The sequence below is a fragment of the Lactobacillus sp. 3B(2020) genome (assembly GCF_013487845.1).
In the GTDB taxonomy this organism is placed as follows: Bacteria; Bacillota; Bacilli; order Lactobacillales; family Lactobacillaceae; genus Limosilactobacillus; species Limosilactobacillus alvi.
Genome location: NZ_CP047410.1, coordinates 445,558 through 465,840, shown reverse-complemented (window position 1 = coordinate 465,840; position 20,283 = coordinate 445,558). Strand labels below are relative to the sequence as shown.

Genomic DNA, 20,283 nt, shown 5'->3' with positions numbered 1-20,283 from the left:
TCCTTTTCTTATTCACCATCAACGGTTGCTGGTAATTGCCAATCAATCGGCGTTTCCCCCATCGCTACTAGCGCTTGGTTCGTTTTTGAAAATGGTCGCGAACCAAAGAACCCCCGGTAAGCTGATAGAGGACTTGGATGGGCTGATCCCAAAACAATATTCGTTTCCAGATTAATCAATTGCTTCTTCTTTTGGGCCGCTTTGCCCCACAAAATAAAGACCACTGGTTGGGGCCGTTCAGATAACGCTACAATGGCAGCATCCGTTAATTTTTCCCAACCATGTCCTTGGTGAGAATAGGCTTGCCCAGCCCGAACAGTTAAGACCGAATTCAAAAGTAAAACTCCTTGTTCCGCCCATTTTTTAAGATAGCCATGCTTTACCGGCGGGTAGCCAAGATCATCCTGCAGTTCCTTATAAATATTTTGTAAGGATGGTGGGATTGCGACGCCCGGCAAAACTGAAAAACTTAAACCATGTGCTTGGTGAGGGCCATGGTACGGATCTTGCCCTAAAATCACCACTTTCACTTTCGAATAGGGTGTCCATTCAAAGGCAGTAAAAATATGATGCATTTCGGGATAAACCGTCTGCGTCTGGTACTCATTTAACAAAAAGTTATGAAGTTGTTGATAATAATCCGCTTCAAACTGGGGCTTTAGAATTGGCCACCAATCGTTATGAATTAATTGCTTCAAAATCATGCACCTCGTTTTTAATTTTAGCATATTTTGTAACCAGGCGGGAGAAAATATGAAATCGCTATCAATCCTGTTCAAATTCTCAATTCACTGATAAAATGAAGATGAATATTCGAAAGGGAGGAGTTACCTGTGCGAACCCTGTATATGCGCGATCGTACTACCGATCGACAACCGGCAACTGTTGTTCATGATGCTAATCATAATGCGATTTATCTGTTAGCCGGTAAGTGGGGAATTCGGCAAGACACCCTTTCGCTTTACAATATGCACGGTGATTTATTGGCTGAAGTAAAGCAACTTTCGCTCGGCCTCCTCCCCAAATTTGCTCTTTATGTTGATCAGCAACGAGTCGGCGTTGTTGGCAAGTCGCTTGGCTTTGTCCGAGAAGTCGTCTATATCCGGGGTCTCAACTGGGTGATCGTTGGTAATGCGCTAACTAACCACTACCGGGTCTTCAAAGGGAGTCGCCAGATCTTTGCCATGGAGCCCGCTAAAAACTCGGGTGCTTCCTACCTTGCGATCACCATTGGCGTCAAAAGTGAAGAACCCCTCGCCATCCTTGTAGCTTGTGTCTTAAACCACTGGGCAAAGCGGCCTGATCCGAAACCAATCTGGGACCGGTTTAAGTTCAAATCAATTTCACAACCCAACTTAGGTTTGGAAGCACCAATTAACATTAGTAATAAAATTATGAATAAGTAATTAGGGTCACCAACAAAGGTTTAGAATGTAATACTTAACCTTTATTGGTGACCCCTTTTTTACGTAACTTAAAATTTATCTAACTAGACCGAAGCGGTTTTCGCTTGACTACTTGCTTAATAATGCTTCATTACCCGTTCGATTTGGCGTTCTTGTTCCCGCCGTTTAATGTCATTACGCTTATCGTACTCGTGCTTCCCTTTGGCTACTCCAATTAAGACCTTAGCAAAACCGTGCTTTAAGTACATTTTAAGTGGCACAATGGTGATCCCTTTCATTGAGAGGGCTTCCCTTAATTTTTTCAATTCTTTTTTATGCAGGAGTAACTTCCGATTGCGGAGGGGATCATGATTAAAGACGTTCCCATTACTGTACTCAGTAATATGGACATTCATCAACCATAACTCACCATTATGAAACTGGGCATAGCCATCTTTTAACTGAACTCGTCGCTCCCGAACGGATTTAATTTCGGTTCCGGTTAAAACTAACCCGGCTTCATAGGTATCCGTAACCGCATAGTCGTGGCGGGCTTTTTTATTTTGGGCCACTAAATTGGCATCCAAAGCTGGTTTCTTTTTCTTTGCCATTTAAAACCCTCTTTTCTTTTGTCATTTTAGCGGTGACGCCGGCGTCGTTGGAATGGTTCCCGATCACCCTTATGCCGGGTCTGACCCCGATTAATCTGGTAGCTATTCCGGTCGCCATTGTCCCGCCGGCGATCTGAATTCCGGTGGTCATCCCGGTTGTGACGGTGACCATTATTTCGGCTACCACGGCCGCGACCACCCCGACGATCATCTTGACGTGGCGCTCGGAGTTTCGTTATTGGTGCATCTCCAGGATTAACCAATTCAAAGTCGACTTCTCGTTGATCCTTATCAACCCGAAGTAACTTTACCTTAACCGGTTGCCCAATTTGGAAGATATAATGATTGCGCCGGCCAACTAAGGCCATGTATTTTTCAAGATATTCATAGAAGTCATCTTGCATGACACTAATATGAATCAAGCCTTCAACCGTATTTTCAAGCGCCACAAAGAGGCCAAACTTCATAACAGAAGATACTACAGCATCGAAGGTTTCTCCAATGTGGTCTTCCATGTATTCAGCCTTCTTCATACTATCAACGTCCCGCTCGGTATCAATCCCCCGCCGTTCGGTCATCGAAGTATGCTCAGCAACTTCTTTTAAAACTCCATCATACTTAGCCTTAGCTTCAGCTCCCGTTCCATTTTCAGCATACCAGCGAATTAAACGATGGACCGTCGTATCTGGGTACCGCCGAATTGGGGAAGTAAAGTGGGTGTAGTACTTTGCCCCTAGACCAAAGTGACCGCGCTCTTCATCAGAATACTTAGCTTGTTGCATACTCCGCAACATCATTACTTGGACCATTTGTTCTTCTGGTGTGCCAGCAACGTCCTTCAAAACCTTTTGTAGCATCTTTGGCGAAACGTCGTTCAAACTCCCCTTCATTTGAATCCCAAAGACTGAGAGAAATTCCGCAAAGTTCTTAATCCGGTCCGCATCGGGAGTTTCATGGATCCGGTAAAGAAATGGCACGTGGAGTTTAAAGTAGTGTTCTGCCACCGTTTCATTAGCAGCTAACATAAAGGATTCAATCATCCGTTCTGATAGGCCCCGGTCCCGCAACTCAATATCGATTGGGTGGCCAAGATCATCCACGATAATTTTAGCTTCTGGGGCTTCAAAATCAATGGCTCCTCGTTGATGACGGTGCTTAAGTAAGATCCGGTGAAGTTCGGCCATTGTTTCAAACATTGGCACTAATTCCCGGTATTCTTGGCGCGTCTTTTCATCATGCGCTTCCAGAATCTTATTAACGGCCTTGTAAGTCATCCGCGCGTGCGAACGAATGACGGATGGAAAGATATCTTCCTTAACGATGTTCCCTTGGGGATCAATTTCCATTTCACAAGACATCGCCAACCGTTCTTCATTCGGGTTTAAAGAACAAATCCCGTTTGATAACCGTTTTGGCAACATCGGAACTACCCGGTCCGTTAAGTAAACCGAAGTCCCCCGACGGTAAGCTTCTTGATCCAATGGCGTACCCGGCTTAACGTAGTGGGAAACATCAGCGATGTGAACCCCAAGATGGTAGTTACCATTGTCTAATTTCCAAGCCACGACGGCATCGTCCAAGTCTTTCGATTCAATACTGTCGATCGTAACTAATGGTTGATCAGTTAGATCCCGACGCCCCACCTTTTCTTCAGGTAAAACGTGCAATGGAATGGCATTAGCTTGATCAAGGGCTTCCTTTGGAAACTCGTGCGGAACATCATGGGCATAGATGACTGATAAAATATCAATTCCCGGTTCATCCTTATCCCCAATCACTTCGGTGACCGCTCCCGTCAAAATTTCTGGAGATTCATCACTCGGATAGGCGGTAATCGTAGCGGTTACGACTTCATTATCTTGCGGATGCAGGCCTTGGTCCGTCACAAAGAAACGGAAGTTAGCCAATTTCTTATCTTTTAAGATAATTTCTCCGATAAAGTTACCCATCGTCAGGTTCTTAAACTCACCAACAACGTGTTCATAGTGATGTTCTAAGATCTCCGTAACTTCACCTTCTGGGCCTTGTTCCTTTGTTGGATCACCGGCTCGCAGAATCTTTACTTTGACCTCATCCCCCGTTAGAGCATGGGCGGTATGGTCAGGGTTAACGTAAACATCAGGGAGGGTTTCATCATAAGCAACGAAGCCAAAGCCCTTAGCATTTCCGTGGAAAACCCCAACAATTTCTTGTTGTTGGGGGACGAGCTTAAATTCCCCCTGGTCAGTTACTTCAACCAAATTTTCCCGTTCCATTTGGGCTAAGGCTTGGATTAAGGGCTTAAAATCATCGGCCGTTTCCTTTTTAATTAGGCGGCCGATTTTTTCGGCTGACAAACTAATCGTGGGATTAGTCCCCAAGACCTTTAAAATTTGTTCCTTTAATTCTGTCATTAAGTATTCCTCTCAATTATTTCATGTGCTGGAGAAAGCTAAATTGCAAAATAAAAGGCCATGGCACCTGCCACAGCCTCTTCAATCAGTATTACTTTTTGTTCGCCGCGGTCGTCTAATGTGACGTGGTGTAAATGATCGCCAAAGCCAAAATAAAGAAGATCGCCCCAACGATGGTTGTAACAATCTGCATGACAGCTTCAAAGCCCCGGGATTTCCGCCGGGAGAATAAATCTCCTGAACCACCAGTCAATGCAGACATTGCATCGTTATCAGTTTTCGCTGGCTGCATCATTACGCAGGCAATTAAGACAACGCAGTCGATCAAGAAGAGGGTTATTAACATTGTTATTCCTCCTATTTTCAACCACAACATATCTTTATGATCATAACATATTTCAACAGATTTGCCTACTTAGATCCCTGAAATCTTTATTTAGCGATCGCTTTAAGGGTCGTTCCCGTTTTTAGACTAACGGGTAGAACCGTTGTAGATGGGGTAAATTTACCATTAATTCGGTCAGCTAACAATTGAACCGCATAGGTCGCCATCTGTTTAATTGGCTGAACAATGGTTGCTAATTCAGGAACCAATTCTTGGGTTGCCTGAGCACCGTCATAACCAACGATTTGAAGTTGAGCTGGCACTTGGTAACCCCGTTGGCGAGCAATGCTTAAAATCCGCGCCGCATCTAAGTCGTTACTAGCAAAAATTCCATCAACGTTGGGATGCTCGTCAAACAAGCGGTTAAAAAGTTGATTTCGATCCGCCACGGTTTCGTTATTTTTAACGGTGTAGGTATAACTAACTAAACCCTTTTCCTTCATAGTGTCTTCAAAGGCCCGCTCCCGCTGATTGTCATGCCACTTAGAAGGATTAACACGATAAGTATGCACAATGTGTTGACATCCCCGCGCAATCAAAGCTTCCGTTGCCAACCGGGCTCCAGCGTAATTATCTGACGCTACCACTGGGATATCATTCCGTAAAAAGCGGTCTAAGGCAACCACCGGTAAATTGGCATGCTGGTATTCTTGAAGGTCGTTATTATGGGTGGCAATAATTAGGCCGTCGACTTGATGACCCATTAACTGTTGAAGATAACGTTCTTCTTTGGTTGAGTTATCTAAGGCATCACTGATTAAAACCTTATAACCACGTTGGAACAATGCATCTTCCAAGTACATCGTTAGCTCGCCAAAAAATGGATTAGCAACTGTCGGAACTAAAATTCCAATTAATTTTGTTTCTTGGGTATGCAATTGTTGGGCAATCACATTCGGATGATAATTCAAATCCGCCATGGCTTGTTCGACTTTTTGGATTGTTTTTTCACTTAAGGAACCCCGGCGATTAATCACCCGAGATACGGTGGTTTTGGAGACACCGGCACGCTCCGCCACATCTTCCAGTTTCAACTTCTTCATGGGCTTCTTCCCTTACTAAAATAATTAATTCCATTATACCATGCTCAATAAGGGGCGAGATGAAACATTTTAGCTCGTGTGAACACTAGAAAAGCCACCTTGCATGAGAAGCAGCCCACATTGCTAATCATCAAGATGGCTTTTAAATTTAATTGATTACGTAAGATATGGACTAAACATTGAACCTCGCTTGCTAGTCCCACCGTCCTAAGCAATACCCAATATAATCAAGTTCTACTTCTAGGAATCTGCACTCTAGCTAAGCGGAGAACTTTTAGTCCAGCTAAACAGTACTTTTTGCTTATTTATCACAGATTTCCTCGAAAAGCACCTTAATTTTCATATGCTCTCAAAGCCAAAGCAAAGTTACCAACCGTAGCGGAACCATTATTCTTAGCCAATGGCATTACGATGTACTTGTCAAGGTCGCCAACTTCAACGTAGCCGTTCAAGAGTTCCTTAAATTGGGCCCGAACCTTCTTCAAGAATTCTTCACTAACAACCCCACCACCAAAAATAATCTTGGCTGGCCGGAACATCAAGGTTGTGTCGAGCGCAGCTTGGGCGACATAGTAAGCCATAATATCCCAAACATGATCCGTCAAAGGCACATCTTGCCCCTTCTTACCAGTCCGCGCTTCAAAGGTTGGGCCTGAAACTAATCCTTCGAGGCAGTCACCGTGGAATGGGCAAATCCCTTTAAAGTCAAGGTCATCTGGGTGGCGCTTAAGCCGAATGTGCCCCATTTCAGTGTGGCCCATATCACCAACAAACTTACCATCAATGACCGCACCAGCACCAACCCCAGTTCCGATCGTGTAGTAAACCAGGGACTGCAACTTTTGGTTAAAGAGGGTTGATAAAACATATTCCCCAAATGCAGAACCATTGACATCAGTGGTCCAGTAAATTGGTAAGTTGAATTCCTTCTTTAATGTTCCAACAAAGTCAACATTTGACCAACCCGGCTTCGGGGTGTTCGTGATGTAACCATACTTTGGTGAATTATGACGGATTTCAATTGGTCCAAAGGAAGCCACCGAAATTGCCTTTAAATCTGGGAACTTCTTAAAGTAATCAATTGTCCTTTGCAAGGTTTCTTCTGGCGTCGTAGTTGGAAAATGAACACTATCCATAATCCGATAATCTTCGTTACCTACCGCACATACAAACTTCGTTCCACCTGCTTCAACACTACCTAATAACATGTCTATCGCTCCTTTTTAATGCATATTGTAACCGCTTAACATAGTCCTTGAAATTTAACCGCCCGGCCGCAACCAGGCGGTTAATCCTCAAACTTAACTATTTATTTTCAGCCATTTCCTTGCGAAGCCGATCGCCGACTTCTTCAAAACCAGGCTTTCCAAGCAAACCAAACATGTTGGTCTTGTAAGCTTCAACTCCTGGTTGGTTGAATGGGTTAATCCCGTTCAAGTAACCAGAAATAGCAATGGCAACTTCAAACCAGTAAATTAAGTAACCTAACGTAAAGGCATCTTCCTTATCAATGTGAACCGTCATTACTGGAACACCACCAGTCGTGTGAGCGGCAACAACGGCTTCATAAGCCTTCGTGTTAACCCAGTCCATGTTCTTACCTTGCAGATATTCAAGACCATCAAGGTTGGAGTCAGCCGTTGGAATTGTCATATCATGGTTTGGCGTATCTAACTTAACAACCGTTTCCATCAGATTCCGCCGACCTTCTTGGATGTATTGACCCAAGGAGTGGAGGTCCGTCGTAAAGTTAGCGCTTGATGGATAAATCCCCTTTTGGTCCTTCCCTTCGGATTCACCAGCTAATTGCTTCCACCATTCTGCAAACATCGTCATGTTTGGTTCGTAGTTTTCCAACAATTCAGTGGTGTAACCCTTCCGGTAAAGGATGTTACGATAAGCAGCGTATTGGTAAGCTTCATTCTTCGTTAAATCAGCATCTGTGTATGTGTCTTCAGCTGCCTTAGCTCCAGCCATCAATTGGTCAATATCTGCTCCAGAAGCCGCGATTGGCAAAAGTCCAACGGCCGTTAAAACAGAGTAACGACCACCAACACCGTCCGGAATAACAAAGGTCTCCCAACCAGCAGCGTCCGCTTCCGTCTTCAAGGCACCCCGCTTCCGGTCAGTTGTAGCGTAAATCCGCTTGTTAGCTTCGGCTTCACCATACTTCTTGATCAATAATTCCTTAAAGATCCGGAAAGCAATTGAAGGTTCCGTTGTCGTTCCGGACTTAGAAATAACGTTAACTGAGAAGTCCCGGTCGCCAATCAACTTGATCAAATCGTAAACGTAAGAACTGGAAAGGGAGTTCCCAGCAAATAGAACCAATGGGGCCTTCCGATCTTCTGCTGTTTCCGCTTGGTAGAAGCTCTTGTGTAAGAAGTCAATGGCCATCCGAGCTCCTAAGTATGAGCCCCCGATCCCGATAACAACTAAAACATCAGAATCAGATTGGATCTTCTTGGCAGCGGCCTTGATCCGGTCAAATTCTTCCTTATCATAATCCGTTGGTAAGTGCAACCAGTCACGGAAGTCAGCACCGGCACCCGTGCCTTGACGAAGTTGCTCGTCAGCAGCGTTTACCATGGCTTGCATTTCACCTAATTCGTTGGGTTGGACGAATTTCTTTAACGCAGAACTGTCAAATGATACGTGAGCCATTAATAAAACCTCTTTCTTCTACAAAATCATTTTTAACTATCTAGTAAAGATGATAGGCGTTTGTGAACTCGTTTTCAACAGTCAAATCCAAGCATCCTACCGAATAGTCTCGGCAAACCACTTCTTTGAAAATAATTGTAAGCGGTTTCCTTCATCAACGACTATAATATATCCCACTTTCCGCTTTATGTCAACCGGTTGAAATAGTAAATTTTGAAAGTTTATCAAAATTGGATTTTTCGCTAAAAAGAAAAAGTGAATAAATTATTTGACCTTTTTTGACCTATAGAGTAAACTGTTCATATCAGTTAGCAAAGCTTGCTAACTACTGCTAATTAAGGAGGCACATGGTATGAACTTAGTACCGACTGTCATTGAACAATCCTCACGTGGGGAACGTGCTTATGACATTTACTCACGGCTTCTTAAGGATCGGATCATTATGGTCTCTGGTCCAATTGAAGACAACATGGCAAACTCAATTGTTGCGCAATTACTATTCTTAGACGCGCAAGACTCAACCAAAGATATTTACATGTACATTAATTCTCCTGGTGGTGTAGTTACCTCTGGGATGGCAATTTACGACACGATGAACTTCATCAAGTCTGATGTTCAAACGATCGTGATCGGGATGGCCGCCTCAATGGCTAGTGTCCTCGTATCATCTGGAGCGAAGGGTAAGCGGTTTGGTTTACCACACTCAACAGTGATGATTCACCAACCTTCTGGTGGTGCTCAAGGACAACAAACTGAAATCCAAATTGCCGCTGAAGAAATCTTGAAGACCCGGAAGATGATTAACGAAATTTTGGCTAAGAATTCTGGTCAAAGTTTTGAAAAGGTTCAACAAGATACTGAACGTGACAATTACATGACCGCTCAAGAAGCCGTTGATTACGGTTTGCTTGACGGTATCATGGACAACAGTCAACTCAAGTAGAATGAGGCTGGGAAAAAACTCCTAGTCCAAAGTAAAAACCGGATGATGAATTTCTTAAACAATTCATCATCCGGTTTTTATGTACACAGGAAGTTGCTCCTGATATGATGTAATTATCACGAAAACAAACAAAAAGGAGCGATTTCCATGTATCAAAATTATACCATAGGGCAAACCGAATTCGTACTAAACTATAACTATGATTTACCAAAGAACCATATTGCGCGACTAATTAGTGCATTTGTCGACTCAATTCCACAGGAGGTTCTATTGGAAGAGTCGGTGGCGGCTACTGGCCGCCCTGCATCGCATCCAGCAATTATGCTTAAGATCCTCTTGTTTGCCTACTCGCGTCAAACCTATTCTGGAAGAAAGATTGAAATGATGTTGGATGAGAGTCTACCAATGCGTTGGTTAGCCCATGACTATACTTATAGTTACCACACCATCAATAACTTTCGGAGCAGTCAGCACGCTAGTAATCTGATCAAGCGTGCTTTTGTCTACTTTACCATGGCTTTAACAGATCACGGCCTAATTCAAAATGATGCAGTTTTTATTGATGGAACCAAGGTCGAAGCTGATGCCAATAAATATTCATTTACTTGGCGTCGTGCAGTGGAAAAGTACCACGCTAAGTTAAGGGAAAAGACAAGTAAGATTTATGAGGAATTAGTGGAAAAACGAGTGGTGCAAGAAATGGCGCCAGAGCTGGTCACTTCTGCCGAAGGCATGAAAACAATGGAACAAGAACTCGGAGAGCAAATCACTAAATTAGATGAAGAGATTGAGCAAGAACCCAAAATCATCAAAGGTGGTTCAGTTAGGAAACGGCGTCGTCGTTTCCTAAAAAAACTTCGCCACCAGCTAAGCAACGACTTAATTCCTCGTGCCCAAAAGTATGAACATGCCGAAGATATCTTCCAAGGTCGCAATAGCTACTCCAAGACTGATCATGATGCGACTTTTATGTGTATGAAAGAAGATCCGATGATGAATCGGGAATTGAAACCTGGCTATAACTTACAAATTGCCACTCATAAGCAATTTGTTCTTGATTACGGATTATTTTCAAACCCAACTGATACAAGGACTTTAGTGCCATTTCTTAAGCAATTTCATGCCTTAGGCTTCTTTAAACATATCGTCGCTGATGCAGGTTATGGTAGTGAATACAATTACACAACGATTCTTGATCAGTTTGAAAAGCAACCTATTATTCCCTATACAACTTATCAAAAGGAACAGAAGCGCAAGTTTAAAAACGACCCAACTAACTCACAAAATTGGCAGTATAACGCCGAAGATGATTACTATATTGATCATTTAGGGGTTCGTTTTAGCTTTTATCGGTATAGTGAGCAAATCGATAAATATGGTTTCAAACGTGATTTTAAAATCTATCGGGCAGATAAGCACCAGCCGTCAGCGCAATTGGATAAATTAACGAAAACACCAGGTGGTCGGCAACGTTATATGAAGGTTAACCCGACCTGGAATTATTACAAAGCAAAAGTGAAAGCGACCCTCTCAAGTGACGAAGGTAAGGCGATTTATCGTCGACGGAAGTTCGACGTTGAGCCAGTCTTTGGTCACATGAAGAGGGATTTTGGCATACGCCGAACTCACTTGCGTGGTCAACGGGCTGTGGAAAATGACATTGGCCTGGCCCTGATGACATTAAACATAACGAAATTGGGACAATTAATTAACCGATGGAGGGCCAATTTCATAAATAATCGAAAATCCGGACTACAATTTTTGATCAAGGCAAAAATTATAGTCCGGATTTTAATGTTAGAGGGGCAAAAATTAATAGTTAATTCCCAGCCTCATTTCAACCAATTGCCAACGTTATCACCTAACGCTGGGTAAATCCCAATCGCAACTTGTTGATACTGCTTGCGACTTATCTTAAGGCCAATCATTGGGATTAAGTAGTTTACTTCATCAGCAGCATGATCACCAACTGCACTGACGCCAACTAAGTGATCGTCATGATAAACAAGAGTTAATTCACTGGTTTGATCATTTTCTCCTGCCTTCAAGCTTCCGTATTTCAAGGATTGGTGGTGAATTTGATAGGCGGAATCTTCAATTACCTGGTCTGGATTAACGCCAGCTAAAGCAACCTCTGGAAAGCTAAAGGTTGCTTGCCCAATTACCGGGTATTTAATTGGTGCTTTTTCTTGTCCCATCAAGTAGTCAAAGAGATATTGCCCTTCAAATTCCGCAACCGGCGTTAATTTGGGCTCCGACCTCGATACAACATCCCCTACTGCATAGATTCCAGGGATATTAGTCATTAGATGTTCGTCAACGATAATCCCTTGGTGATCAATTTTAATTCCAACCCGTTCCAAGTGTAAGCGATCAAGATTAGGTCGTCGGCCAGTTGCGCCAATTACATAATCAGTAGGGAAAGAGCCATGATCAGTTTGGACAATGAAACCCCCGTCAGCCGTTTCGATTGCTTCCGGCGTCACGTTATATTCGAAACGAATCCCCCGTGCTTCCATTGCGGCAACTACTTTCTGGACATCTTGACTAGGGAAAGCTCTTAGTATCCGATTAGAATGAATCAACATCGTAACTTTAGCCCCAGCAGCGGCAACTAAGGTGGCTAATTCCATGGCAACAATTCCCCCACCAATAATGATAATTCGGGATGGTAAGTCCTTTAACGAGAGGACCTCAGTACTAGTGTGCAAGTATTCGTTACCAATAATTGGCAAGACAACGGGACTTTGTCCAGTGGCAATAATAATGCGCTCGCCCTCATAGTTAACGCCGTTTACCCTTACTATGTGTTTGTCCACCAAACTGGCATACCCACTTATTGTGTCATGGGTTCGTTCAATGTTTGCCTTGGTTTCAGCTGGCCAGGAATTAAAACGATGAAGTTTGGTTTGCATTAACTGATGCCAGTCAAGAACTGCAGGGTGGCTAATCCCCCGACCTACTAATTGTTGTGATTGGATAACCGCTCGAGCGGCTCCCGCTAAGAAAATTTTCGGTTCACAACCATAATTCGGACAAGTTCCCCCAAATTGATTTCCTTCAATTACCAACACCCGGTGGTCAGTCTTAGCTAGCAAATTGGATAGTTTGTAGGCAGCCGGCCCCGAACCAATCAAAATTTCGTCATAACGTATCATCTTAATTTCTCCTTACTTTACCGGCACATAGTGAACTTTAGTATCGTTAGTTGGATTATTAATTTTAACCGTCGTTTCAACAGGTAAATAGCCTTCAATTGCTGGAACCGCCAAGTTTTTAATCACTTGCGTTGGATCCTCAGGATCAGTTGGGTAGGGGAAAGGCTGACTTTCTGGTAAGGGCCGATCATCCTGGTCCACTGGAATTAGGCGGCCATTAGGCGTGTAGGTAACGGTTGTCGTTAGGGTTGGTTGATCAGCTGTCAAGGTTTGTCCCCCGGCTTGACGAAGGTTGGCATGGTAACCCGGAACCACTGGGGTCTTAATCACATCGAATTTAACCTCCCCCGTCCATTTTCCAATTTTAACTAGTTCGTGAGTAATTCGATCTAAATAAGCTGGACGTTTAAAGGTAACCTGTTGGTTAGTAACATTCCGGGTTGTCGGCCGTTTTCCATCCGTAAATTGATAGACAATCGTTTGCGAAGCTCCCCTTAAAAGCTCAGGTTTTCCCGGAACTTTATCAGCATCAAAAGTAGTTTTTAGCGCATGCTTAACCGTCACGACGTATGTTTGACCATCATTTTCCTGACTAAAGGTGGTCCCTGCTTGACTGGTAAAACCATCCCAAACTAGATCAAAGCCCCGTTTTGATAAGTCTTGCAAAACTTGCTTAGAACTGTAATTAATCGTTTGTCCATACTCACCAGAAATACTCTGACTAACGGAGGCCAATTCAGCATTATTTTGGTCTTGATCCATATAAAGCACGTGGATCGTTCCCATTGGCTGAGTTGGCAGGCCAGGGGCATAAATAACGGGCATGTCTTCACTAGGCTTAGCCGGAACGATTGGCGCTTGAGTGGTTGGATGATAATCAGGAACCAGGGGTAACTTTTGCACAATGGTTCGAGTCGCATCGGTTTTATCGGTCGTAAAAGGTTCCCCCGGAGCTAAAGGGTGTCCCCCAACGTCAGTCGGTACCACCTTTCCATTTGCGATGTACGTCACCACTGTTGCGATATCTGGTTGATCTGCAGTTACGTTAACTTCCGGTGTCTGCTTTTGATTAGCATGAAAACCTGGAATTACCTTCACTAATTGGGAAGCAAAGCGATAACTTCCTTGCCAATCTCCCACTTTTAAAGTTTCATGGGTAACTTGATCAATCACGATCGGCCGTTGAAAAACCTGCGGGGCCGTGATTATCCACGTCAAATCTTCGCGTTCATGATTCTGAAAATGAGCCACGATTGCAAGGGTTGCATCTTTAGTAAGCTGATAGCGATTACCTTGTTTATCACGATAAATTGCTCCCTGAAGGGGTCCATTGGGCTGGTCTGGATCTTGTAATTGATTAAACTCAATTTTACGTTGCTGATGATTTAGCAGGACGAAATACCTCTGACCATAATTATCTGCCGAGAATTTCCGACCCGTTTCTGTAGAGTACTCATCCTTATAAAGTTGGTAACCTTGTCGAATAAAATCCTGCAAGGCTAAACTAACCCGATAGTTAATCGTTGTTCCATATTCGCCTTCCAAGCGTGTAACCGCTAAAACTTGGTTATTATGATCATGATCCGCAAAGACGATTTCAACTTTGCCAATTGCATTTTCATCTTGATTTTGTTTTTTCATGCCAAGCCCCTCTTTCCCAGACAATCTCATTTTTATTATAACTTGGTAAATTTTACTGGACTAGCTTCTTGATTATTTTTTTGTAAATTAAAAAACGAGAGGCTGGGAAGGAACACGAGTTTCTTCCCAGCCTCTCTCCGAATGTTACTCAGTAACTAAGGTCAAAAAGGTCTCAATTACTTTTTCTTAGACTTATCTTCAGCAGCAAGCTTAGCACCCAATTTTTCAATGTAAGTCCGCAACTCATCTTTGGTTTGTGGGTGATTTAAACCATATTCAATGTTAGTTTGAAGCCAACCGAACTTGTTACCAGTATCGTAACGGTCACCCTTGTATTCGTGGGCAAAGACCCGTTGTGTCCGATTCAAGGTGTTAATCGCATCTGTTAATTGAATTTCGTTCCCCTTACCAGGTTTCGTCTTTTCCAAAACGTCAAAGATTTCTGGCGTAAAGACATACCGCCCAATAATTGCGAGGTCAGAAGGCGCATCCTTTGGATCTGGTTTTTCAACGAAACTCGTTACGTTATAAAGGCCTGGTTTAACTTCTTCACTTGGGTTAATAACCCCATACTTAGCCGTATCTTCATGTGGAACCCGCATAACAGCAAGCGTAGAAGCTCCCGTTTCTTCGTAGCTATCAATCAATTCCTTTGTCAATGGATTCCCATTGCCATTAATGTTATTAAGGTCATCCCCTAACATAACAACAAATGGTTCATCACCGATGAAAGCCCGGGCTGTCAAAACAGCATCCCCTAAGCCACGTGGGTGAGATTGCCGAATAAAGTAAATGTTGATGTCGGTAGTTTCTTCAACCAACTTTAACATTTCATCCTTATGCTTAGAACGTAAGTTGTCTTCCAATTCAGGGTTAGAATCAAAGTGATCTTCGATGGAGCGCTTATTCTTTCCATCAACGACCACAATATCTTCGATCCCAGACTTCCGGGCTTCTTCAACGATAAATTGGATTGTTGGCTTGTCAACAATTGGTAACATTTCCTTTGCCAATGCCTTCGTAGCAGGTAGGAAACGGGTGCCCAGCCCCGCGGCTGGAATAATAGCTTTACGTACTCGCTTCATAATGTCAATTAACCCTCCGTAAAAAAATATTGCATACGCTTTAATTCTACCATACTTATTCGACTTCGGAAGTAACTTCTCGATTCATTAATGTTCTTATCGCAGTTTTTACATCTTCACCTTGATAAAGAACCCGGTAAATTGCCTCCGTAATTGGCATCCGCACGTGTCGTTTTTGAGCTAATTCATAGGCAGCCTTGGTTGTATAAACCCCTTCGATAACCATTCCCATCTGGTCAATTACATCTTGGAGCGGCTTTCCTTGACCTAGCTGGTAACCGGCCCGCCAATTCCGAGAATTCTTACTCGTCGCGGTTACCACTAAATCGCCTACTCCGGAAAGGCCAATGAAAGTCATTGGGTTTGCTCCAAACGCCACCCCTAAACGCCGAATTTCAGCTAGCCCACGGGTAATTAGTGCCGCTCGAGCATTATCATGGTAGCCTAAACCTTGTAAAGCTCCAGCCCCAATGGAAATAATGTTCTTTAATGCTGCGCCAAATTCGGCACCAATGACATCATTATTGGTATATACCCGGAAATAATGATTACTAAATAGTTTTTGGACTAACTCAGCACTCAACAGATCTTCACTAGCAGCGGTTACCGCTGTCATATCGTGAATAGCTACACTTTCGGCATGACTTGGACCGGATAAGACCACAATCGCTTGCCGATTTGCGGTGGGAATTTCTTCGGCGATAATCTCGGAAGGACGCTTATAGCTATTTTGTTCCAACCCCTTCGTAGCGTGAGCAACTACTGGTTTAGCTCCAATTTTAGCTAAAATAGCCGCTAATTGGTGCGCTACTGATCGTAAGCCCTTAGTCGGAATAACAATTAATACTAGTGATGCACCTTCTACAGCTTCCGCCATGTCATTAGTCGCTTGTAAGTGCGGTTGATAAGTAAAATCGGGCATATATTTTTGATTCGTATGCTTTTGATTTAACTCCGCAACCTGATCTGCATCTCGCGACCATAACTTTACTTGATGACCATTTTCAACTAAAACATTCGCTAAGACACTGCCCCAAGAACCAGCACCTAATACTGCAACTTTTTTATTCATAATATCCTCCTTGTAAGATCTGAGGGTTAATAATTACGCTAATGAATCTAGGTAAAGCTAACTTCTACGCCGATCTTGCTTTTCCTGACAGAATTTTCGGTGAAAGCTTTTATTCCACATACCACCGTAACTTCTTCGTTCGGCGGCGATAGATAAAGATACAGATGGCCCCAATAAAGAAAATTAGGGACAACATTTGTGAGAAACGAATTGGGCCTAACATTAAACTATCTGTGCGCATTCCTTCGATAAAGAAACGCCCAAAGGAATACCAAATTAAATACGATAAGAATACTTCACCACGTTTAAAAAAGTGATGACGATGCCGTAATAACATCAAAATGATAAAACCAGTAAAATCCCAAACCGATTCATATAGAAAGGTCGGTACTCGGTAAGCACCCCCAATATCCATTTGATCAATAATCCACCCCGGGATATGCTGGTACTCCAAGGCCGCCCGGGTCGTAATCCGGCCAAAAGCTTCTTGATTAAAGAAATTTCCCCAACGGCCCATTCCTTGCGCCATAATTACAGTTGGTGAAACAATATCCAAAAATTGCCAAGGCGAAATTAAATGGCGATGACAATACCATAAAAGAACGGCTATGCCACCTAAGAGACTACCATAAATGGCAATTCCACCATCCCAAATTGCAATAATTCCATCAGGATGTTGCGAATAATACGGCCATTGAAAAATAACATAGTAAATTCGCGCACAAATAATCGCTACCGGCAAAGCATATAATAAAAAATCATAAAAGGTATCTTCGTCAATTCCCTGCCGTTTTCCTTCGCGAATTGACAATAGGAGGGCCAAAACTACTCCGGTAGCGATAATCACCCCATACCAGTGCACGGTTAGTGGTCCCCACTGTAACGCAATTGGATTAAGCGCACCCTTAATCATTTTTGGCTCCCTTATTATCAGCCGTAGAATTTTGTTTGATCAACCGGTTTAGGTTTTCATCAAAGGTCTTAGTAGCGTCATACCCCATTGTCTCGGCCCGGTAATTCATTGCCGCTGATTCAATAATAATGGCTAAGTTCCGCCCAGTTTTGACTGGAACTGAAACTTTTGGAACCTGCACGTCTAAGATTTCTTGCTTATCACCACGGTCACCAAGCCGATCGAATTGGGTATCTGGAGTCCAGATTTCCAAATGGACAATTAAGTCAATGGTATCTTCTGGCATTACTGCCCCCGAACCATAAAGGGTCATAACATTAATGATCCCAATGCCCCGAATTTCCATTAGGTGTTCTAGAATCATTGGGGCTGCTCCCACTAATGTTTGTTCATCCCGAGCATAAACTTCAACCCGATCATCAGCGACTAAACGGTGACCCCGCCGTACCAATTCTAGGGCGGTTTCACTCTTACCAACCCCAGAATCACCAGTAATTAGGACCCCAACCCCAGCAATATCAACAAGGACCCCGTGAATTGACTGACGCTTAGCCAAACGAGCAACTAAATATGAGGTCATATTCCCCAAAATCCGGGAGGAAGTTAACGGGGTTCCCAAAATTGGAATATGCGCTTTCGCCGCTGCTTCCTTTAGTTCACTCATAACCGGTAAGTCAGTCGATACCACGAAGCATGGCGTTGCCGGCATACACATCCGTTCCAAGTATTCCTTTCGCTTTTCATGCCCAATTTCTTTAGCAAAAGCAGTTTCAGTAATCCCAAGTAATTGGATTCGCATTGCTGGATAATGTTTAAAATACCCTGCGAATTCAAGGGATGGACGACAAATATCACTCGTCGTAATTGGTCGATCAAGGTAATCTTCTCCTTGAAGAACCGTTAAACGCACATTTTTGGCCAAATCAGCCACGGTTACTGAATCTTGCGGCATTATTTTGCTCCTTTTAATCTTGATAATGACTAGAAATAATGGTATTGAATAGCGACATAATCAGTGCTACTAAAATTGCACCCCAAATTGACGAAAAATGGAAGTATTGGGGGCCAATAAACCACGAGGTTAATTCTAACATCAAACCATTGAGAACGAAGCTAAATAAACCCAAAGTTAAGATGTTAATTGGTAATGATAAAATCCATAAAACTGGTCTAACGAGCACATTTAGAATTGACAAAATCAGACTCGCTAAAATCGCTGCCCCAAAGCTACTCAAATAAAATATTCCGGTTTGAGTAAACAGGCCAGCTAAGGCCACGAAAAGAATGGTGTTAATCAAAAGTTCTTTTAAAAATCGCACTTTATTTTCCCTTTTATAATTAATGATTATTACTTACTAAGCTACATTCTGATACTAGGTAATCTAGATAAGGACTCAGTCTTGAAACCGGCTATACCACCTCTTACGACTGATTGTCCTTCTTATCGGCTCATCTCGGGGAAGCGCCTTTTAAACATCATCCTTCTCCTCCACATCATGGAGTTCTTTACGTTCCCGATGTTGAGGTTGCGATGATGGAGTTTGACCCTTTAAAAAGCTAGCTAATGAGAAAGTATGAGGATCCGATGGCATCGCCAAGGCCATCATTAAGTAAATAATCGCCCCCGGTACCACATGCGTCAAAATCGTTAAAATTACATAGGTCCAACGTAAATAACTAGCCTTGATTCCATAGTACTGGGCAAAGCCACCGAGCACTCCTAACAAGCGCCGATCACTTGCTGAACGGGTTAACCGTTTACGTCTTTTACGCCGACTAGCCATAAAAATCCTCCTCCTTAACTGTCAAAATCTTTAAGAAATTACCTTAATCATAATATTTATGATAGAAAACCGCAATTAATCAGTTGTCTTTTTACTTAGTTTCCACTGTAAGTAGGCATTAATGAACGGGTCAAGGTTACCATCCATTACTCCCTGCACATCATGGGTTTCATACCCTGTTCGATTATCCTTAACCAAAGAATATGGGTGGAAAACATAAGACCGAATTTGGGACCCCCACCCAATCTCAGCTTGTTCACCTTCGATTTTGGCCCGTTCCTGCGCCTTCTTTTCTTCTTCTAATTCGTAAAGTTTTGACTTCAACATATTCATTGCCGTAACCCGATTTTGCAGTTGCGACCGTTCAGCTTGCGAAGAGGTTACAATCCCGGTTGGTAAGTGGGTTATCCGGACCGCCGATTCAGTCTTATTAATGTGTTGACCACCCGCCCCACTAGAACGGAAAGTATCGATCCTCAAGTCACTTGGATCAATATTAACCTCAACTTCTTCATCAAGTTCAGGCATAACATCAACCGAGGCAAAGGAAGTATGCCGACGATTAGCTGAATCAAACGGAGAAATCCGAACTAACCGGTGTACCCCTTTTTCTGGGTGTAAATAACCATACGCATTATGTCCTTTAATTAAGAGAGTAACGGATTTAATCCCCGCTTCTTCTCCCGCTTCATAACTGGCGATTTCAACCGTGAAGTGGTGTTGATCTGCCCAACGAGTATACATTCGCAGTAACATTTCGCCCCAATCCTGGGCTTCGGTACCACCAGCTCCAGGGTGAATTTCCAGAATGGCATCCTTAGCATCATACTTACCACTCAGCAATTGACTAAGCCGATACGCATCCAACGCTACTTGCGTCTGCTTAAGTTGGGTTTCCATTTCTGACTGTAACTCTGGATCATTTTCCATCATTAATAACTCAAGGGTATCTTGCAGATCATTTACCTGGTCCCGAAGGGTAGTAAATTGATCTCGCCGAGCTTTAAGTTCATTATTTTCACTAATTAACTTTTGTGCCGCCTTCTGGTCGTTCCAAAAGTCCGGTTGGGCCATTTTGTTTTCATTAATTGCGATGCTTTCATTTAAGGCATCTAAGTCAAAGAGACCTCCCGAAGCGCGCAATCATTGCTTGTATGGCTTCTAATTGTTTTTTAACTTCACTTAGTTCCATAAAATTCTGCTCCT

The 20,283-nt window shown here is 43.1% G+C and carries 19 protein-coding genes; 3 read left to right on the top strand and 16 right to left on the bottom strand.

The window, feature by feature from the left end:
- Positions 1-8: 8 nt before the first annotated feature.
- Positions 9-698, bottom strand: coding sequence for a uracil-DNA glycosylase (locus GTO83_RS02195; RefSeq protein ID WP_180871517.1), 690 nt, complete (start codon positions 696-698; stop codon positions 9-11).
- Positions 699-833: 135 nt separating this feature from the next.
- Here GTO83_RS02195 and GTO83_RS02190 point away from each other — a divergent pair, with 135 nt between their 5' ends.
- Positions 834-1,406, top strand: coding sequence for an LURP-one-related/scramblase family protein (locus GTO83_RS02190; protein ID WP_180871516.1), 573 nt, complete (start codon positions 834-836; stop codon positions 1,404-1,406).
- Positions 1,407-1,522: 116 nt separating this feature from the next.
- On the opposite strand, the gene smpB is transcribed toward GTO83_RS02190, so the two are convergent.
- From smpB to GTO83_RS02160, 6 genes are all read right to left on the bottom strand, one after another.
- Complete coding sequence (gene smpB, locus GTO83_RS02185; RefSeq protein ID WP_180871515.1) at positions 1,523-1,996, bottom strand: SsrA-binding protein SmpB; 474 nt, start codon at positions 1,994-1,996, stop codon at positions 1,523-1,525.
- Between the two features lie 26 nt (positions 1,997-2,022).
- Positions 2,023-4,389 carry a ribonuclease R gene (rnr, locus tag GTO83_RS02180; RefSeq protein ID WP_180871514.1) on the bottom strand — a complete coding sequence of 789 codons (2,367 nt, stop codon included), beginning with the start codon at positions 4,387-4,389 and terminating at the stop codon, positions 2,023-2,025.
- A 115-nt stretch (positions 4,390-4,504) separates the two neighbouring features.
- On the bottom strand, positions 4,505-4,735 hold the full coding sequence (gene secG / locus GTO83_RS02175; RefSeq protein WP_180871513.1) for a preprotein translocase subunit SecG: 231 nt from the start codon (positions 4,733-4,735) through the stop codon (positions 4,505-4,507).
- A gap of 86 nt (positions 4,736-4,821) precedes the next feature.
- Positions 4,822-5,817, bottom strand: a complete 996-nt coding sequence (locus GTO83_RS02170; protein WP_180871512.1) for a LacI family DNA-binding transcriptional regulator — start codon at positions 5,815-5,817, stop codon at positions 4,822-4,824.
- A 332-nt stretch (positions 5,818-6,149) separates the two neighbouring features.
- On the bottom strand, positions 6,150-7,025 hold the full coding sequence (gene scrK / locus GTO83_RS02165; protein ID WP_180871511.1) for a fructokinase ScrK: 876 nt from the start codon (positions 7,023-7,025) through the stop codon (positions 6,150-6,152).
- A gap of 97 nt (positions 7,026-7,122) precedes the next feature.
- A complete protein-coding gene (locus tag GTO83_RS02160) occupies positions 7,123-8,481 on the bottom strand; it encodes a glucose-6-phosphate isomerase (RefSeq protein ID WP_180871510.1) in 1,359 nt (452 codons plus the stop codon).
- 352 nt (positions 8,482-8,833) lie between these two features.
- Here GTO83_RS02160 and clpP point away from each other — a divergent pair, with 352 nt between their 5' ends.
- Together clpP and GTO83_RS02150 are read left to right on the top strand one after the other, a co-directional pair.
- A complete protein-coding gene (gene clpP, locus GTO83_RS02155; protein ID WP_180871509.1) occupies positions 8,834-9,424 on the top strand; it encodes an ATP-dependent Clp endopeptidase proteolytic subunit ClpP in 591 nt (196 codons plus the stop codon).
- Positions 9,425-9,571: 147 nt separating this feature from the next.
- The gene (locus tag GTO83_RS02150; RefSeq protein WP_180871508.1) at positions 9,572-11,299 is read left to right on the top strand and encodes an IS1182 family transposase; all 1,728 of its coding nucleotides are present in this window, start codon (positions 9,572-9,574) and stop codon (positions 11,297-11,299) included.
- Here GTO83_RS02150 and GTO83_RS02145 read toward each other — a convergent pair.
- The 9 genes from GTO83_RS02145 to prfB form a co-directional block, all read right to left on the bottom strand.
- Positions 11,257-12,582, bottom strand: coding sequence for an NAD(P)/FAD-dependent oxidoreductase (locus tag GTO83_RS02145; RefSeq protein ID WP_180871507.1), 1,326 nt, complete (start codon positions 12,580-12,582; stop codon positions 11,257-11,259). The genes GTO83_RS02150 and GTO83_RS02145 overlap by 43 nt on opposite strands.
- Before the next feature lie 12 nt (positions 12,583-12,594).
- Positions 12,595-14,223, bottom strand: a complete 1,629-nt coding sequence (locus tag GTO83_RS02140) for a hypothetical protein (RefSeq protein ID WP_180871506.1) — start codon at positions 14,221-14,223, stop codon at positions 12,595-12,597.
- A 176-nt stretch (positions 14,224-14,399) separates the two neighbouring features.
- Complete coding sequence (gene galU / locus GTO83_RS02135) at positions 14,400-15,308, bottom strand: UTP--glucose-1-phosphate uridylyltransferase GalU (protein ID WP_180871505.1); 909 nt, start codon at positions 15,306-15,308, stop codon at positions 14,400-14,402.
- Between the two features lie 55 nt (positions 15,309-15,363).
- On the bottom strand, positions 15,364-16,380 hold the full coding sequence (locus tag GTO83_RS02130; protein WP_180871504.1) for an NAD(P)H-dependent glycerol-3-phosphate dehydrogenase: 1,017 nt from the start codon (positions 16,378-16,380) through the stop codon (positions 15,364-15,366).
- 109 nt (positions 16,381-16,489) lie between these two features.
- Entirely contained in the window at positions 16,490-17,293 is an 804-nt protein-coding gene (lgt, locus tag GTO83_RS02125; protein ID WP_180871503.1) for a prolipoprotein diacylglyceryl transferase, read from the bottom strand.
- Entirely contained in the window at positions 17,286-18,245 is a 960-nt protein-coding gene (hprK, locus tag GTO83_RS02120; RefSeq protein WP_180871502.1) for an HPr(Ser) kinase/phosphatase, read from the bottom strand. The genes lgt and hprK overlap by 8 nt, the downstream gene beginning before the upstream one ends.
- Positions 18,246-18,258: 13 nt before the next feature.
- A complete protein-coding gene (locus tag GTO83_RS02115) occupies positions 18,259-18,612 on the bottom strand; it encodes a phage holin family protein (RefSeq protein WP_180871501.1) in 354 nt (117 codons plus the stop codon).
- A gap of 150 nt (positions 18,613-18,762) precedes the next feature.
- Positions 18,763-19,077: a PspC domain-containing protein gene (locus GTO83_RS02110; RefSeq protein ID WP_180871500.1), complete on the bottom strand. Its 315-nt coding sequence runs from the start codon at positions 19,075-19,077 to the stop codon at positions 18,763-18,765.
- A gap of 75 nt (positions 19,078-19,152) precedes the next feature.
- Positions 19,153-20,269, bottom strand: a protein-coding gene (gene prfB / locus GTO83_RS02105; RefSeq protein WP_180871499.1) for a peptide chain release factor 2 whose coding sequence is annotated in 2 segments (ribosomal slippage) — positions 19,153-20,196 and positions 20,198-20,269 — 1,116 coding nt in all. Because the reading frame shifts where the segments join, the coding sequence is not laid out codon by codon here.
- Positions 20,270-20,283 lie beyond the last annotated feature (14 nt).